The sequence below is a fragment of the Variovorax sp. PBL-E5 genome (assembly GCF_901827185.1).
Classification (GTDB): Bacteria; Pseudomonadota; Gammaproteobacteria; order Burkholderiales; family Burkholderiaceae_C; genus Variovorax.
The window spans coordinates 1212096-1228976 of sequence record NZ_LR594671.1 but is presented as its reverse complement, the minus strand read 5'-3'; the positions used below and the strand labels follow the sequence as shown (position 1 = coordinate 1228976).

Sequence of the window (16881 nt, the reverse complement as noted above, 5' to 3'; positions counted from 1 at the left end):
TGTCTTCTTCCATTCCTGTGCCGGAGCGCCCGCATGGTTGAGCGCCGCCCCGCCCTCAGCATCCTGGCGCATGCGGTGATGATCGTCGGCGTGCTGTTGATCGCCTTTCCGATCTACCTCGCCTTCATCGCGTCCACCCACACGGCGCAGGAGATCATCCAGGTGCCGATGCCGCTGCGGCCAGGCGGCAACTTCTGGGGCAGCTACCACGCAGCGCTGACCGGCGGCGGCCGCACCAGCGGCGGCGGCTCGGTGGCGCGGATGATCTGGGTGAGCTTCGTCATCACCTTCATCATCACCTTCGGCAAGATCTTCATCTCGCTGCTGTCGGCCTTCGCGATCGTGTATTTCCGCTTTCCGTTCCGCAACCTGTGCTTCTGGCTGATCTTCATCACGCTGATGCTGCCGGTGGAAGTGCGCATCGGCCCGACCTACCAGGTGGTCGCCGACCTGAAGATGATCAACACCTACGCCGGCCTCTCGGTCCCGCTGATCGCATCCGCCACGGCCACCTTTCTGTTCCGCCAGTTCTTCCTGACCGTGCCCGACGAGCTGGTCGAGGCCGCGCGGGTGGACGGCGCAGGGCCGATGCGCTTCTTCTTCAACATCCTGCTGCCGCTGTCGATCACCAGCATCGCGGCGCTGTTCGTGATCCAGTTCATCTACGGCTGGAACCAGTACCTGTGGCCACTGATCGCCGCCACCAGCGAGGACATGTACCCGATCGTGGTCGGCATCAAGTCGATGATCGGCAACGGCGAGGCGGCGGTCGACTGGAACGTGGTGATGGCGACGGCGATCATGGCGATGCTGCCGCCCACGATCGTCGTCGTGTTGATGCAGAAGTGGTTCGTCAAGGGCCTCGTGGACACAGAGAAATAATCGAAGACTATGGCAGCCCTCTCACTACGCAACGTCATCAAGCGCTACGGCCAGGGGCCGAAGGCGAACCAGGTCATCCACGGCGTCAGCGCCGAGGTCAACACCGGCGAGTTCGTTGTGATCGTCGGGCCCTCGGGCTGCGGCAAGTCGACGCTGCTGCGCATGGTGGCCGGCCTGGAGGAAATCAGCGCCGGCGAGATCTACATCAAGGACCGGCTGGTCAACAACCTCGAGCCGGCCGAGCGCGACATCGCGATGGTGTTCCAGAACTACGCGCTCTATCCGCACATGACCGTGTTCGCCAACATGGCCTACGGCCTGAAGATCGCCAAGGTGCCGGTGCCCGAGATCAAGACGCGCGTCGACAAGGCGGCCAAGATCCTCGAACTCGGCCATCTGCTCGAGCGCAAGCCGCGCGAGCTCTCCGGCGGCCAGCGCCAGCGCGTGGCGATGGGCCGCGCGATCGTGCGCCAGCCCCAGGTGTTCCTGTTCGACGAGCCGCTGTCCAACCTCGACGCCAAGCTGCGCGCGCAGACGCGCCTGGAGATCCAGAAGCTGCACCGCGAACTCGGCATCACCTCGCTCTTCGTCACGCACGACCAGGTCGAGGCGATGACGCTGGCGCAGCGCATCATCGTGATGAACGCCGGCGTGATGGACCAGTTCGGCACGCCCGAGGAGGTGTACTCGCGCCCGGCCACCACCTTCGTCGCGAGCTTCATCGGCTCGCCGCCGATGAACCTGCTCAGGAATGCGCCCGGCGTGCGGCCCGGCGCCATCCTCGGCATCCGGCCCGAACACCTGGTGCTGGATGCCGATGGCTGGTCGGTGCAGGTCGAGTACGTCGAACTGCTGGGCGCGGAGCGCCTGATCTACGGCCGCATCGGCGAGGAGCAATTGATCATGCGCACCGACGAGAGCCAGGCCTCGCCGGCTGCCGGCGACACGATCCGGATCGCGGCGCGCCAGGACAAGCTGCACTGGTTCGACGCCGGCTCCGGCAAGCGAAACGCATGAGCGCGGCGCCGGACCGCTCCAAGCAAGCTCGCTCCCGCTGGGCGGGAAGGCGCGAAGCGCCAAGGGTGCACGCATGACGCCCTGGCCCTATCCGCGCTGGATCGCGCATCGCGGCGCCGGCAAGCTGGCGCCCGAGAACACGCTGGCGGCCTTCCGCCTCGGCGCCGAGTACGGCTATCGCATGTTCGAATGCGATGCCAAGCTCAGCGCCGACGGCATTCCTTTTCTTCTGCACGACAGCACGCTGGAGCGCACCAGCAATGGCCGCGGCACGGCAGGCGATCTTTCCTGGGGCGAGCTGGCGCAGCTCGACGCCGGCGCATGGCATTCGCGGCGTTTTGCCGGTGAGGGGCTTCCCAGCCTCGAAGGCCTGATCCGCTTCTGCCTGGCCAACGCTCATGCGCTCAACATCGAGATCAAGCCGACGCCCGGCGTCGAGCGGCAGACCGGCGAGGCGGTCGCGCAGCTCAGCGCACGGCTCTGGTCGGGGACAAAAGTGCCACCGCCCCTGTTGACTTCCTTCCAACCGGAGTCGCTGCGCGGCGCGATGGAGGCCCGGCCCGAGCTGCCGCGCGGCCTGCTGCTGGACACGCTCACGCCCGGCTGGCTCGAGAGCGCGTCGGCGCTCGGCTGCGTGGCGATCGTGTGCAATCACGCGCTCTGGGATGCATCCAACGTGGCGCAAGTCCATGCGGCCGGCATGCGAACCCTGAGCTACACCGTCAACGACGAATGGGCCGCGGAGCGGCTGATCGCGCTCGGCACCGACGGCCTCATCACCGACCGGGTCGACCGCTTCAGTCCGGCCGGCTGAGCCGTCACGGGCCCACCCCAGGAGCCTTTGCATGGTGTAACACCCATGCCTTCTATGATGAAGTCATGAGCTGGCTCCCCCGTCTCGTGGCCCTTCTGCTGGCCGCGGTGCTTTGCAGCGCCGCCTTCGCCCAGGACAGCGCCTCCGATTCCCCGACCGCACCCGAGCCGACGGTCGCCGACCTGCGCACGCAGCTCGACCAGATCCCGAAGGCGGTCGACAACGACAACGACGTGCGCGCGCTGGTCGCCCAGCTCACGGCCATCGGCGGGCAGGCCGACAAGTTCGTCGCCGCGCACACCGTCGAACTCAACGACCTCAACGCGCGCCTCGGCGAGCTGGGCAATGCGCCGGCCGGCGGCGCAACGGCCGAAGACCCGGACATCACGCGGCAGCGTGCCGCGCTGACCAAGGAGCGCAACGGGCTGGATGCCGACATCCGGCTGGCGCGCCTGGTCACGGTCGACGTCCAGCAGCGCAGCGCCGACCTGCTGGACCAGCGCCGCGCGCTGTTCGAGGCAAGGCTCACCGAACGCTCGCCGTCGCCGCTGGGGCGGGAATTCTGGAGCGACATCGGCGACGCCTGGGCCGGCGACGTGACGCGCCTGCGGGCGCTCGATGCCGAAGTGAAGAAGAGCATCGCCATCGCCAGCCAGCCCGCACACCGCGTGGCCGTGGTGACCAGCATCGGGGTGGCGCTGCTGATTGCGTTCCTCGGCAACTGGGCGGCCGAACGCGCGCTGGTTGGGCTGGCCGCGCGGCTGCTGCCGGGCGGCCGGCTGCGCCGCTCGCTGCTGGTGATCGCGATCGTCATCACCAACGTGGTGCTGGTCGGGCTCTCGGCGCAGGGCGTCCACGCGGTGCTCGATGCGCATGGCGTCTGGGGCCCGCAGACGCGCAAGCTCGCGCAGGCCGTGGTGCAGTCCAGCATCTTCATCGCCTTCGTGGTCGGCCTCGGCCGCGCGCTGCTGTCCAACCAGCGGCCCTCATGGCGGCTGCCGCCGATCGCCGATGCGATGGCGGCCCGGCTCGCGCCCTTTCCATGGCTGACGGCGCTGATCGCGGCGCTGGTCTGGGCACCCGCGCAGGTCAATGCAGTGGTCGAAGCCAGCTTCGCGGCCGTCGTTGCGACGCACGTGGCCACGGCGCTCGGGCTGACCGCGCTGATCGGCGCGATGCTGCTGCGCCTGCGGGCGCCGCGCGGGGCCGCTGCGGCTGCGACCACGGCGGAAACGGCACCCGCACCCGCACCGTCCGGTGGCGCGGCTCAGCCGGCCGAACGCCCCACGTGGGTGAGCCTGCTGCTGGGCGCTGTGGCGGCGATGCTGGTCGCGATCTGGGTGCTGGTGGGCACCGGCTATGTCGCGCTGGCGAGCTTCCTGGCCAGCCAGCTCACATGGACCGGCATCGTCGTCGCGGCCTTCTACCTGCTGTTCAAGTTCGCCGACGATCTGTTCATGGCGGTCGTCTCGTCGCGCAGCAGCTTCGGCCAGCGGCTGCAGAAGAGCTTCGGCCTGGCACCGCAGACGCTGGACCAGGCCGCCGTGCTGCTGTCGGGCGTGGCCCGGCTCGCGCTGTTCTTCTACATGGTGATCGCGCTGGCGACGCCGCTGGGCACCAGCCCGGGCGAGGTGTTCCAGCGCAGCGGCAAGTTCGGCGCGGGTGTGAAGGTGGGCGAATTCGAGCTGGTGCCCGGCGCGATCTTCAGCGCGATGGCGGTACTGGTGGCCGGCCTGCTGGCACTGCGGATCTTCAAGAGATGGCTGGACACGCGCTACCTGCCGCAGACCACGCTCGAATCGGGCATGCGCAACTCGATCACCACGCTGCTCGGCTACGCGGGCGGCGTGCTGGTGGTCGCCGTCTCGCTGTCGGCGCTGGGCATCGGCATCGAGCGCATCGCCTGGGTGGCGAGCGCGCTCTCGGTCGGCATCGGCTTCGGCCTGCAGGCGATCGTGCAGAACTTCATCTCCGGGCTGATCCTGCTGGCGGAGCGGCCGGTCAAGGTCGGCGACTGGGTGGTGCTGGGCAATGCCGAGGGCGACGTGCGGCGCATCAACGTACGCGCCACGGAAATCCAGCTGGGCGACCGATCGACGCTGATCGTGCCCAACTCGGAGTTCATCACCAAGACCGTGCGCAACATGACGCTCTCGAATGCCGAGGGCCGGGTGCTGATCCGCCTGCCGATGCCGCTGAGCACCGACGCCGGCCGCACGCGCGAGGTGATGCTCGCGGCCTGCACCGGGCACGACGGGGTGCTGGCCACGCCCGCGCCCTCGGTCACGCTCGAGGGCATCGAGGGCGGCTTCCTGATCTTCCAGGCGATCGCCTATGTGCAGAGCCCGCGCGCCGCCGGGGGCATCCGCAGCGACCTGTTCTTCGCGATGATCGACGGCCTGCATGCGGCCGACCTGCCGCTGGCGGCTTATGCCGCGGCCCCGGCGCCCGCACCGCCTGCGCCGCCGCCCGCCGATCCCGTGATGCCGGGCCCCGCCCCCTAGCGCCGCCAGCCGCCGGCCACGAGCCACTGGCTGGTGCCGCAGGCCGCGACGAGTGCGCCGTAGGTGAGCATCCTGCCGTCATGGCCGAAGACGATCAGCCCGGCCGCCAGCACCACGATCCCGACGATGAAGTTGATGGCGCCCTGCGTCCACCACGCGGGCGTGCCGGCCGCCTTGCGCATCGCGAGCCGGCCGAGCAGCGCGCACAGGAAGCCGACCGCGAAGGCCGGGGCGATGAAATTGAGCAGGTGATCGATGAGGTCCAGGAGGGCCATGGAGCGCGTCGCCCAAAGGGCAACCAAGGGTTATCGCCGCCATGGCCACGGCCATTCGGCCGCGGAAAGACTGGATGCGTCTGCTGATTTTATAATCACGCGTTATGTCAGTCTGGGCTCTCGGCTTGAACCACACGACCGCGCCGCTCGATCTGCGCGGTCGTTTCGCGTTCGCCATCGACCAGATCGCCCCGACGCTGCAGAGCCTGCGCCATTCCTTCGGCGCCCATCGGCATCCGGCCGTGGAGGCCGCGATCATCTCGACCTGCAACCGGACCGAGATCTACTGCGCCGCCGATCATCTCGCGCTCGACCACACCGTGGACTGGCTGGCCCAGAGCGGCGGCGTCACGCCGGCGCTGCTGCGCTCGCATGCCTACGCACTGCACGACGACCAGGCCGCGCGCCATGCCTTCCGTGTCGCCAGCGGTCTCGATTCGATGGTGCTGGGCGAAGCGCAGATCCTCGGCCAGATGAAGGATGCCGTGCGCGCCGCCGAAACCGCGGGCGCGCTGGGCAGCACGCTGAACCAGCTGTTCCAGCGCTCCTTCGCCGTCGCCAAGGAAGTGCGCACCGCCACCGAGATCGGCGCCCATTCCATCAGCATGGCCGCCGCGGCCGTGCGGCTCGCGGCCCAGCTGTTCGAGGACCTGCGCGAGACCCGCGTGCTGTTCATCGGCGCCGGCGAGATGATCAACCTCGCGGCGACCCATTTCGCGGCCCGTCAGCCGCGCTCCATCGTCATCGCCAACCGTACGCTGGAGCGCGGCGAAAAGCTCGCCTCGCGCTTCGGCGGCGAAGCCATGCGGCTGGCCGACCTGCCGGCACGGCTGGCCGAGTTCGACATCGTCGTCAGTTGCACGGCGAGCACGCTGCCGCTGATCGGACTCGGCGCGGTCGAGCGCGCGCTGAAGCTGCGCAAGCACCGCCCGATGTTCATGGTCGACCTCGCGGTGCCGCGCGACATCGAGCCCGAGGTGAAGGCGCTGGAGGACATCTACCTCTACACCGTCGACGACCTCGCACAGGTCGTGCAGCAGGGCCATGCGAGCCGCCAGGCGGCGGTGGCCGAGGCCGAGGTCATCATCGATGCCGGCGTCCAGAGCTTCATGCACTGGCTCGACCAGCGCGTCGCCGTGCCGCTGATCCAGCAGCTCAACGCCCAGACCGACGAATGGCGCGCCGCCGAAATGGCCCGTGCGCGCAAGCTGCTTGCCAAGGGCGAGCCGATCGACACCGTGCTCGAAGCGCTGTCGCGCGGGCTGACGCAGAAGATGCTGCACGGTGCGATGGCCGAGCTGCACGCGGGCGACGCCGATGCGCGCAAGCAGACGGCCGAGACGCTCGCACGCCTCTTCCTGCGCAAAGAGCGTTAGCGACGCTCGCCTCGAATCCGGCGCCCGGCACTGCCGGATGCGGTGGACGCAGCTTCTGCGTCCGGTCTCAGTCTCGAACACCTCTTCACGTGAAGCCTTTTCTTCGTCATCAACTCGAACGCTACGCGCAACGCCTCGGCGAACTCGACTTCCTGCTCTCGCGCGAGGACATCATGTCCGACATGGCGCAGTACCGCACCATCTCGCGCGAGCATGCGGAGGTGACGCAGATCGCGGGCCGCTACGCGCGCTATGTGCAGCGCGAGGGCGACCTCGCGGGCGCGCGCGAGATGCTCGGCGAGCCCGAGATGGCCGAGATGGCGCAGGAGGAAATCGCGGGCGCCGAGGCCGAGCTGCTGCAGCTCGAGGATGAGCTCCAGCGCCTGCTGCTGCCGAAGGACCCGGACGATGCGCGCAATGCCTTCCTCGAGATCCGCGCCGGCACCGGCGGCGACGAGTCGGCGCTGTTCGCCGGCGACCTGCTGCGCATGTACACGCGCTACGCCGAGCGCACCGGCTGGCGCTGCGAGATCGTGAGCGAGAGCGCGAGCGAGCTCGGCGGCTACAAGGAGGTGGTGCTGCGCATCGTCGGCGACGAGGTGTTCGGCAAGCTGCGCTTCGAATCGGGCGGCCACCGGGTCCAGCGCGTGCCGGCCACCGAGACGCAGGGCCGCATCCATACCAGCGCCTGCACCGTCGCCGTGCTGGCCGAGCCCGACGAAACGCAGGCGGTGCAGATCAATCCGGCCGACCTGCGCATCGACACCTACCGCGCCAGCGGCGCCGGCGGCCAGCACATCAACAAGACCGATTCGGCGGTGCGCATCACGCACATCCCGACCGGCATCGTCGCCGAATGCCAGGACGACCGCAGCCAGCACCGCAACAAGGCCAAGGCGCTGCAGGTGCTGACGGCGCGCATCCAGGAGAAGGAACGCAGCGAGCGCGCCGCGAAAGACGCGGCGACGCGCAAGGGCCTGGTCGGCACCGGCGACCGCTCCGACCGCATCCGCACCTACAACTTCCCGCAGGGGCGGCTCACGGACCACCGGATCAACCTCACGCTCTACAAGCTGCTGGCGATCATGGAAGGCGACCTCGGCGACGTGGTGGCGGCGCTGCAGTCCGCGCGCGAGGCCGAGCAGCTGGCCGAGCTGGAAGCCAGCCTGCCTGCGTGATGACGCCCGGCACGCCTGCGCCGGCGACGGCGGCCGAGATGCTGGCGGCGGCCGCCGCGCTCGGCCTCGATCGGCTCGATGCCCAGCTGCTGCTGCTGCATGCGCTTGGCCGGTCGGCAGACGAGCGCGCATGGCTGATCGCGCATGACACCGATGCGCTGTCCGATGCCGTGTGGCCGGCCTTTTCGCGGCTCTGCGCCCGGCGCGCGGCCGGCGAGCCGCTGGCCTACCTGGTCGGCGAAAAGGAATTTCACGGACTGCGGCTGCAGGTCGATGCACGCGTGCTGGTGCCCCGACCCGACACCGAGACGCTGGTCGACTGGGCGCTGCAGTGCCTGGATGGGCTGACGGCGCCCTCGGTGCTCGATCTGGGCACGGGCAGCGGCGCGATCGCACTGGCCATCGGCGCGGCGCGCGCCGATGCATGGATCGGCGCCGTCGATGCCAGCGCCGGCGCGCTGGCCGTCGCGCGGGCCAATGCGCTGCGGCTCGGTCTGGCGGTTCACTTCATCGAACGCGACTGGCTGGCCGGTGCCGATGCCGGGTATGACCTGATCGTCTCGAACCCGCCGTACATCGCGGCGGGAGACGCGCATCTGCCAGCCCTGATGCACGAACCCTCACAGGCCCTGGTGTCGGGCATCGACGGGCTGGACGACATCCGGCGCATCGTGCAGGCGGCGCCCGGTCATTTGAAGGACGGCGGCTGGCTGTTGCTCGAACACGGCCATGACCAGGCCGCCGCCGTGCGAAACCTGCTCGCGCTGCACGGTTTCGCCGAAGTCCAAAGCCGCAACGACCTGGCAGGCATCGCGCGCTGTTCCGGCGGAATCCTGCGCTCGGTGAAATAATGCCGCGAAGCCCATTTCCAAGGAGTCCCCATGCCCGACGCCCAGCAACGCATCGACGACCTCGTCAAGACCAATGACCTCGTGCTCTTCATGAAGGGCAACGCCAGCTTCCCGATGTGCGGTTTCTCGGGCCGCGCGATCCAGATCCTCAAGGCCGTCGGCGTCGATACGCGCTCGCTCAAGACCGTCAATGTGCTGGAGGACGACGGCATCCGCCAGGGCATCAAGGAATACAGCAACTGGCCGACCATCCCGCAGCTCTACGTCAAGGGCGAGTTCGTCGGCGGCTCGGACATCCTGATGGAAATGTACGAATCAGGCGAGTTGCAACAAATGCTGAACGGCAGCCCGGCCTGATCGTTGGGCTCATGAGCCACGACCACGCCGATGACGGCCAGGCGCACGACCACGATGACGCCGCGTGGAAGCACGATGGCGTGCGCGTGATTCCCGCCAGCCAGCTCGACGCCAACACGGCCCAGACGCCGGGCATGAACCGCGCCGCGGCGATCAACTTCGCGCGCGTCGGCGCGCAGAAGCTCTGGGCCGGGACGGTGACGATCCATGCCAATGCGAAGACCGGTGCCCATCACCATGGGCCGCTCGAATCGGTGATCTACGTCGTGCGCGGACGCGCCCGCATGCGCTGGGGCGACAACCTGGAGTTCACCGCGGAGGCCGGGCCCGGCGATTTCATCTACGTGCCGCCCTATGTGCCGCACCAGGAGATCAACGCCAGCGCGACCGAGGCGCTCGAATGCGTGCTGTGCCGCAGCGATGGCGAGGCGGTGGCGGTCAATCTCGACATCGAGCCGGTCGAGAAGCCCGAGTCGGTGCTGTGGGTCGACCCCACACATCCGCACGGCGGCGTGTAAGCCAGCGGCGACAAAACGCCGAAACCGAGAAAACATAGACACCGTCCGACACGAGGCACGGCTTATGCTGTGTTCCAGTGATCGAAGCCGGAGGTGTCCATGGATTCCCGCAGTCTCGTTCCCGCATCCTCGTCGTTCCAGCTGCCGGTGGCCCAGCTGCGCAGCGTGTTCCGCACCCACGACGTCGAACGCAAGCTTGCCCATCTGCCCGAGCGCGATCACGAGCACCTGCGCACCACTTACGAGCGCATGCTCGAACGCGGCCCCGACCGCTTCCAGGTCAAGCCGAGCGGCGTGCCCGAAATGGCCGCGCTCTACGCGCAACTGCCCAACTTCACCGAGGTGCTGGACGACGTGCGCCGCCACGTCGCGCTGGCGCAGGACAGTCGCGACGGGCTCGAAGTGACGCCGATGCTGCTGCTCGGGCCGCCGGGCATCGGCAAGACGCACTTCGCGAAGAAGCTGGCCGAACTGCTGGGCACCGGCATGTCGCTGGTGCCGATGAGCTCGATGACGGCCGGCTGGCTGCTTTCCGGTGCGTCGTCGCAATGGAAGGGCGCCAAGCCGGGCAAGGTGTTCGAGGCGCTGGTCGACGGGCAGTACGCGAACCCGGTGATGGTGATCGACGAGATCGACAAGGCCGGCGCCGATGCGCAATACGACCCACTCGGCGCGCTCTACAACCTGCTCGAGCACGACACGGCGCATGCCTTCATCGACGAGTTCGCCGAAGTGCCGATCGATGCCAGCCAGGTGATCTGGATCACGACTGCGAACGATGCGCGCGGCATCCCCGAGCCGATCCTGAACCGCATGAACGTGTTCGAGGTCGATGCGCCCTCGCCCGAGGCCGCGCGGCAGATCGCGCGCCAGCTCTATGCATCGATCCGCGGCGAGCACGATTGGGGCCGGATGCTGGCGCAGGAGCCCTCGGCCGACGTGCTCGACCACCTGGCCACGCTGGCGCCGCGCGAGATGCGCCGCGCCTTGATGACCGGCTTCGGCAATGCACGGCTGGCCGGCCGCGACGAGGTGCGCGTGGAGGATCTGCCGCGGGCCGGCGCTGCGCGCAGCCGCATCGGCTTCATGCAATAGACGAAGACCAGCCGTCAGTCCGGCCGGCGATCCTTGAAGACCCAGAACCGCTGGTTCGCGAAAACTGCATCCGGGTAAGGCGCCCTGCCGCGGCTGCCGTTGTAGCGACCGAGCGTCATGAACAGGTCGCCCTGCTCCTGGTTGAGGTAGTGGCGCAGGATGACACAGCCGAAGCGCAGGTTGGTCTGCATGTGGAACAGCTTGGACGGATCGCCGTCGCCGATCACGCGTGTCCAGAAGGGCATCACCTGCATGTAGCCGCGGGCGCCGGCACTGGACACGGCGAACTTGCGGAAGTTGCTCTCGACCTGGATCAGGCCGAGCACCAGGCTGATCTCGAGGCCCGAGCGCTTGCTTTCGTACCAGACGGTCTGGAGGAATTCCTTGCGCGTGGGCCAGTCGGGCAGTTTCTTCTTGAGCCGTTCGCTCATCTCGCCCAGCCAGCGCAGGTAGGTGAGACGCGCCTCGGTGCTGCCGAACTCGGGGACCGGCGGCGCGCCGTTCTGGATCGCCGAACTGAGCGCGGAGCGCACCGAATCGATCAGCGGCTCCTCGATCTGCGCGCCGGCGCGGGCCTGCCGCGGCAGTGCGGCACCGAGCGCGGCGGCGGCAACGCCACCAAGGCACCAGCGCCGTGAGAGGCGGCGCGCACCGTCCGGCGCCGCAGCGGTCATGCGGACAGTCTGCCCCTGATGAAATCCGCGATGCCGCCCGCGGGCACCTTGGTCGCCGCCGCGTCGCGCCGATGCTGGTATTCGAGCTGGCCTTCCTTCAGGCCGCGGTCGGAAATCACCACGCGGTGCGGGACGCCGATCAGTTCCCAGTCGGCGAACATGGCGCCGGGACGCTCGCCGCGATCGTCGAGCAGCACGTCGACGCCGGCGGCCAGCAACTGTTCGTACAACGCCTCGGCAGCGGTCTTGACTTCGGGGCTGCGGTCCATGCCGATGGGACAGACGACGACGGTGAAAGGCGCGATCGCATCGGGCCAGATGATGCCGCGCTCATCGTGGTTCTGTTCGATCGCCGCGGCCGGCAGCCGTGTGATGCCGATGCCGTAGCAGCCCATCTCGAGGAACTGCGGCTTGCCGCCCTCGTCGAGGAAGGTCGCGTTCATGGGCTTGCTGTACTTGGTGCCGAGCACGAACACGTGCCCGACCTCGATGCCGCGCTCGATCGCGAGGAGGCCCTTGCCGTCGGGCGAGGCATCGCCCGCGACCACGTTGCGCAGGTCGGCCACCGCATCGGGCTCGGGCAGGTCGCGGCCCCAGTTGACGCCCGTCATGTGGAAGTCGACTTCGTTGGCGCCGCAGATCCAGTCAGCCATCACCGCCACCTCGCGGTCGGCGACGATCTTCAGCGGACGCCTGAGCTTCAGCGGGCCGAGGTAGCCGGGCTTGCAGCCGAAGTGGTCCTCGATCTCGGCGGAGGTCGCGAAGCGGAAGCCCTGGTCGAGGCCCGGCACCTTGCTCACCTTGATCTCGTTCATGTCATGGTCGCCGCGCACCAGCAGCAACCAGACCTGCGAGCCCTTGACCGCACCGGCTTCGTCGGTGAGCTCGGTGGCGAGGACGAGCGACTTCACGGTGGTCGAGAGCGGCACGCCCAACAGAGCCGCGACGTCTTCGCAGGTGCTCTTGCCCGGTGTCGGCATCTTGGTCAGCGCCTGGGTCGCCGGGCCGCGCGGACCGGCGGGCGCGAGCGCTTCGGCCTTTTCCATGTTGGCCGCGTAGTCGCTGTCGGGGCAGTAGACGATCGCATCCTCGCCGGTCGCCGCGATGACCTGGAACTCCTGGCTCGTGTCACCGCCGATCGCACCGCTGTCGGCCGCCACGGCGCGGTAGCGCAAGCCGAAGCGGTCGAAGATCTTGCGGTAGGCATCCGCCATCACCTGGTAGCTGGCTTTCGCGCCACCGAGGTCGCGATCGAAGCTGTAGGCGTCCTTCATGATGAATTCGCGCCCGCGCATCAGGCCGAAGCGCGGCCGGCGCTCGTCCCTGAACTTGGTCTGGATCTGATAGAAATTCTTCGGCAGCTGCTTGTAGCTGCGGATGTCCTGGCGCGCGATGTCGGTCACCACCTCTTCGCTGGTCGGCTGCACGATGAAGTCGCGCTCGTGGCGGTCCTTGATGCGCAAGAGCTCGGGCCCGAAGTTCTGGAAGCGGCCGCTCTCCTGCCAGAACTCGGCCGGTTGAACCACCGGCATCGCGAGCTCGACCGCGCCGGCGCGGTCCATTTCCTCGCGCACGATCGCCTCGACCTTGCGAATCACCCGCAGCCCCATCGGCATGTAGGTGTAGATGCCCGTGCCGAGCTTCTTGATCATGCCGGCGCGCATCATGAGCCGGTGGCTCGCGATCTCGGCATCGGCCGGCGCTTCCTTGAGGGTGGAGATAAAGAATCGGGAAGCTTTCATCGGTCGCGCAGAGAGGTTCGTCGTTGGAGAAAGAGGCAGGCCGCGAGGCGGCCGGCAACTGGTCGCTTGCCGAGTGCAACCCGGCATGCATAATCGACTCAGTTCAAAAAATTGGGGTTTGATTATGCTCGACCGGGACGGCTTCAGGCCCAACGTCGGCATCATCTTGCTCAACCAGAGAAACCAGGTTTTCTGGGGCAAACGCATCCGCACCCACTCCTGGCAGTTCCCGCAAGGCGGCATCGATCGCGGCGAGAGTCCCGAGCAGGCCATGTTCCGGGAACTGCACGAGGAAGTGGGTCTCCAGCCGGAGCATGTGCGGATCGTGGCCCGTACCCGTGACTGGTTGCGCTACGAGGTGCCGGATCGGTTCATCCGCCGTGACGCACGGGGCCACTACAAAGGCCAGAAGCAGATCTGGTATTTGCTCCAACTGACAGGGCACGACTGGGATCTCAACCTGCGTGCCACCGACCATCCCGAGTTCGACGCCTGGCGCTGGCATGATTACTGGGTCCCGCTGGACGTGGTGGTCGAGTTCAAGCGCGGCGTCTATGAAATGGCGCTGACCGAACTCGCCCGCTACCTGCCCCGGCAGGACTTCCGCAACCGTTTCCTGCGCAGCAACGTGCGCGCCCGTGAATTCGAGCGCCATCCGCCCGGCCCAGGCCATGAGCCCCACTTCGAGCTGCCGCCCGGCGCCAGCTTCGATCCCAATCCCAATGCCAAAGCGTCGAATGACCTTCCTGCCGCAGACGTCTCTTTTCCGCCGCATCGCTAGCACGGCGCCGGTCGCGGCCTGCCTCTTCCTCGCCGCTTGCGCATCAGGCCCGCGGGATACCTCCAATCCCGATTGGGCGCAGGCCGGATCGCCTCCGCCGCCCACGATCACCTCCTCGGACAGGGACTGGAAGGAAACCGACGTTCCCCCGCCGCCCGCCTTCAAGCCGGAGCGGTTGATCCCGATCGAGATGCCGCCCTACATGAGCCTGAAATTCGGCGTCGATCCGGCGACGATCGTGATCACCGGCGATGGCGTCGTGCGCTACGTGGTGGTCGCCAGCAACCGCAGCGGCGACGCGCTCAATGCGTTCTACGAAGGGGTGCGCTGCGCGACCGATGAAAAGAAGACCTACGCGCGCTACAACAACGGCAAATGGGAGGAAGTGCCCAATCCCGACTGGAAGCGCTTCAGCGACCAGAACTCGCGCTACACCCAGGCGCTCGCCGCGCAGGGTGTTTGCCGCGACCACGCGCCACGCGCCTCGGTGAGCGAGATGGTCGACCAGATGAAGAACCCGATCCGCGAGGTGCAGTGAGCGGTCAGCGGGTTCCCGGCATCAACACCATGTTGTCGCGGTGCACCATCTCCGGCTCGGCCGCATAGCCCAGAAGGCGCTCGAACTCGGCTGAGGGCTTGCGGCACAGCATCCGCGCTTCGGCGCTCGAGTAGTTGGCGAGCCCGCGCGCAAGCTCGATGCCGTGTTCGTCGCGCACGGCGATCACGTCGCCGCGCGAGAACTCGCCCTCGACGCTCGTCATGCCGATCGGCAGCAGGCTCTTGCCCTCGCCGCGCACCTTGGCCGCAGCGCCGGGATCGACCATCACCGCACCGCGCAGCTGCAGGTGATCGGCCATCCAGCGCTTGCGGGCCTGGTGCTTGGCGGTCTGCGCCAGCAGCAGCGTTCCGATCGGTTCGCCGCGCGTCAGGCGCAGCAGCGCATCCGGTTCGCGACCCCAGGCGATGACCGTGGAAGCGCCCGAACCGGCGGCGCGCTTGGCCGCCAGGATCTTGGTGATCATGCCGCCGCGGCCGATGCTGCTGCCCGCGCCGCCCGCCATGGCCTCGAGCGCGGGATCGCCGGCGGCGGCCTCGTGCACGAAGCGGGCATCCGGATCCTTGCGCGGATCTGCCGTGAAGAGGCCCTTCTGGTCGGTGAGGATCACCAGCGCATCGGCTTCCACCAGATTGGCCACCAGCGCGCCGAGCGTGTCGTTGTCACCGAACTTGATCTCGTCGTTGACCACCGTGTCGTTCTCGTTGATGACGGGCACCACGCCGAGCGCGAGCAAGGTCACGAGGGTCGAGCGCGCATTCAGGTAGCGCTCCCGATCGGCCAGGTCGGCATGCGTCAGCAGCACCTGCGCGCTGCCCATGCCGTTCTCGCGCAATTTGCTCTCGTAGATCTGCGCCAGGCCCATCTGTCCCACGGCGGCAGCGGCCTGCAGCTCGTTGATCTCGCGCGGACGCGCGCGCCAGCCGAGCCGCTTCATGCCTTCGGCGATGGCGCCGCTGGACACCATCACCACCTCTCGGCCGTCGCGCACCAACGTGGCGAGCTGGCGGCACCATTCGCCGATGGCGATCTCGTCCAGGCCTCGGCCTTCGTTCGTGACGAGGCTGGAGCCGACCTTGACCACGATGCGGCGCGCATCGCGAAGTACGACGGAACCCGAGATGAAGCTGGAGGTCATTTCAGCCAAAGCGGGGATCGATGTCGGTAGGCGGCTGTTCGGCCACCTGCTGTGCCTTGACGTGCTGGTAGATCGCCTGCACCAGGGGCTCGCAGCCCTCGCGCGTGAGCGCGGAGATCTCGAACACCGGCCCCTTGAAGCGCAGCCGCCTGACGAAATCCTTCACGCGCGCGGCGCGCTCGTCGACGGGCACCATGTCGAGCTTGTTCAACACCAGCCAACGCGGCTTTTCGTACAAGGCCTTGTCGTACTTCTTCAGCTCGCCGACGATCGCCCTGGCCTGAACGACCGGATCGACACCCTCGTCGAAGGGCGCGAGATCGATCACGTGCAGCAGCAATCGGGTGCGTTGAAGATGGCGCAGGAACAGGTGGCCGAGTCCGGCACCTTCGGAGGCACCCTCGATCAGGCCGGGAAGATCCGCGACGACGAAGCTCTGCTCCGGCCCGACGCGAACGACGCCGAGGTTGGGATGCAGCGTGGTGAAGGGATAGTCGGCAATGCGCGGGCGCGCGTTGGAGATCGCGCTGATGAGGGTGGACTTGCCGGCATTGGGCATGCCCAGCAATCCCACATCGGCCAGCACCTTCAGCTCGAGCTTGAGGTTCTTCTTCTCGCCAGGCCAGCCGGGGGTCTTCTGGCGCGGCGCGCGGTTGATGGCGCTCTTGAAGCGCATGTTGCCGAAGCCGCCGTCCCCGCCCTTGGCAATGGTGATGACCTCGCCGGGCGTCAGGAGCTCGTACAGCACCTCGCCGGTTTCGGCATCGGAGATGATGGTACCCACCGGCATCTTGAGCGTGACGTCATCCCCGGCTGCGCCGAACATGTCCGAGCCCATGCCATGCTGTCCCCGCTTGGCGTCGTGGCGGCGCGAAAAGCGGAAATCGACCAGGGTGTTGAGATTCGGGTCGGCCACGGCGAACACATGGCCTCCGCGGCCGCCGTCGCCACCGTTCGGGCCGCCGAATTCCTTGTACTTCTCATGCCGGAACGACACGCAGCCGTTTCCGCCATCGCCGGCGGCGACGTCGATGAAAGCTTCGTCGACGAACTTCATGAGATGTCCAGTTTACAAATGAAAAAGCCCCGGCAAAGCGGGGCTTCGAGCGGGTCGAAGTGACTG

General features: G+C 67.8%; 17 protein-coding genes. 12 read left to right on the top strand and 5 right to left on the bottom strand.

All coding sequences use genetic code 11. From position 1 onward, the window contains the following. The first annotated feature begins 33 nt into the window (after positions 1-33). The 4 genes from ugpE (at position 34) to WDLP6_RS05940 (ending at position 5217) form a co-directional block, all read left to right on the top strand. Entirely contained in the window at positions 34-882 is an 849-nt protein-coding gene (gene ugpE / locus WDLP6_RS05955; protein ID WP_162591604.1) for a sn-glycerol-3-phosphate ABC transporter permease UgpE, read from the top strand. Between the two features lie 9 nt (positions 883-891). Beyond that, positions 892-1899 (top strand): sn-glycerol-3-phosphate ABC transporter ATP-binding protein UgpC, encoded by a 1008-nt coding sequence (gene ugpC, locus WDLP6_RS05950; protein ID WP_162591603.1) that lies wholly within the window; start codon positions 892-894, stop codon positions 1897-1899. Positions 1900-1972: 73 nt separating this feature from the next. Then, complete coding sequence (gene ugpQ / locus WDLP6_RS05945; protein ID WP_162591602.1) at positions 1973-2713, top strand: glycerophosphodiester phosphodiesterase; 741 nt, start codon at positions 1973-1975, stop codon at positions 2711-2713. A gap of 65 nt (positions 2714-2778) precedes the next feature. After that, on the top strand, positions 2779-5217 hold the full coding sequence (locus tag WDLP6_RS05940; protein WP_162591601.1) for a DUF3772 domain-containing protein: 2439 nt from the start codon (positions 2779-2781) through the stop codon (positions 5215-5217). Here WDLP6_RS05940 and WDLP6_RS05935 read toward each other — a convergent pair. Continuing rightward, positions 5214-5492, bottom strand: a complete 279-nt coding sequence (locus WDLP6_RS05935; RefSeq protein WP_162566243.1) for a hypothetical protein — start codon at positions 5490-5492, stop codon at positions 5214-5216. The two genes, WDLP6_RS05940 and WDLP6_RS05935, sit on opposite strands and share 4 nt — an antisense overlap. Positions 5493-5596: 104 nt before the next feature. Here WDLP6_RS05935 and hemA point away from each other — a divergent pair, with 104 nt between their 5' ends. From hemA to WDLP6_RS05905, 6 genes are all read left to right on the top strand, one after another. Continuing rightward, the gene (hemA, locus tag WDLP6_RS05930; RefSeq protein WP_162591600.1) at positions 5597-6868 is read left to right on the top strand and encodes a glutamyl-tRNA reductase; all 1272 of its coding nucleotides are present in this window, start codon (positions 5597-5599) and stop codon (positions 6866-6868) included. An 89-nt stretch (positions 6869-6957) separates the two neighbouring features. Further along, positions 6958-8046, top strand: coding sequence for a peptide chain release factor 1 (prfA, locus tag WDLP6_RS05925; RefSeq protein ID WP_162591599.1), 1089 nt, complete (start codon positions 6958-6960; stop codon positions 8044-8046). Beyond that, complete coding sequence (gene prmC, locus WDLP6_RS05920; protein ID WP_162591598.1) at positions 8046-8897, top strand: peptide chain release factor N(5)-glutamine methyltransferase; 852 nt, start codon at positions 8046-8048, stop codon at positions 8895-8897. Before prfA ends, prmC begins: the two co-directional genes overlap by 1 nt. Before the next feature lie 30 nt (positions 8898-8927). Further along, positions 8928-9254: a Grx4 family monothiol glutaredoxin gene (gene grxD / locus WDLP6_RS05915; RefSeq protein WP_162566239.1), complete on the top strand. Its 327-nt coding sequence runs from the start codon at positions 8928-8930 to the stop codon at positions 9252-9254. Between the two features lie 11 nt (positions 9255-9265). Then, positions 9266-9772: a cupin domain-containing protein gene (locus WDLP6_RS05910; protein WP_162591597.1), complete on the top strand. Its 507-nt coding sequence runs from the start codon at positions 9266-9268 to the stop codon at positions 9770-9772. A 99-nt stretch (positions 9773-9871) separates the two neighbouring features. After that, the gene (locus WDLP6_RS05905; RefSeq protein ID WP_162591596.1) at positions 9872-10867 is read left to right on the top strand and encodes an AAA family ATPase; all 996 of its coding nucleotides are present in this window, start codon (positions 9872-9874) and stop codon (positions 10865-10867) included. Between the two features lie 14 nt (positions 10868-10881). On the opposite strand, the gene WDLP6_RS05900 is transcribed toward WDLP6_RS05905, so the two are convergent. Further along, entirely contained in the window at positions 10882-11541 is a 660-nt protein-coding gene (locus WDLP6_RS05900) for a lytic transglycosylase domain-containing protein (RefSeq protein ID WP_162591595.1), read from the bottom strand. After that, entirely contained in the window at positions 11538-13283 is a 1746-nt protein-coding gene (locus WDLP6_RS05895; protein WP_162591594.1) for a proline--tRNA ligase, read from the bottom strand. The genes WDLP6_RS05900 and WDLP6_RS05895 overlap by 4 nt, the downstream gene beginning before the upstream one ends. A gap of 124 nt (positions 13284-13407) precedes the next feature. Between WDLP6_RS05895 and WDLP6_RS05890 the strand changes: the two genes are divergently transcribed. Together WDLP6_RS05890 and WDLP6_RS05885 are read left to right on the top strand one after the other, a co-directional pair. After that, a complete protein-coding gene (locus tag WDLP6_RS05890) occupies positions 13408-14064 on the top strand; it encodes an RNA pyrophosphohydrolase (protein ID WP_162570354.1) in 657 nt (218 codons plus the stop codon). Further along, positions 13955-14602, top strand: coding sequence for a CNP1-like family protein (locus WDLP6_RS05885; protein WP_332105448.1), 648 nt, complete (start codon positions 13955-13957; stop codon positions 14600-14602). Before WDLP6_RS05890 ends, WDLP6_RS05885 begins: the two co-directional genes overlap by 110 nt. 4 nt (positions 14603-14606) lie before the next feature. Here the strand turns inward: WDLP6_RS05885 and proB are convergent, their stop codons facing one another. Together proB and cgtA are read right to left on the bottom strand one after the other, a co-directional pair. Then, positions 14607-15758: a glutamate 5-kinase gene (gene proB, locus WDLP6_RS05880; RefSeq protein WP_162591592.1), complete on the bottom strand. Its 1152-nt coding sequence runs from the start codon at positions 15756-15758 to the stop codon at positions 14607-14609. 1 nt (position 15759) lies between these two features. Further along, a complete protein-coding gene (cgtA, locus tag WDLP6_RS05875; RefSeq protein ID WP_162566232.1) occupies positions 15760-16815 on the bottom strand; it encodes an Obg family GTPase CgtA in 1056 nt (351 codons plus the stop codon). Between the last annotated feature and the right edge of the window lie 66 nt (positions 16816-16881).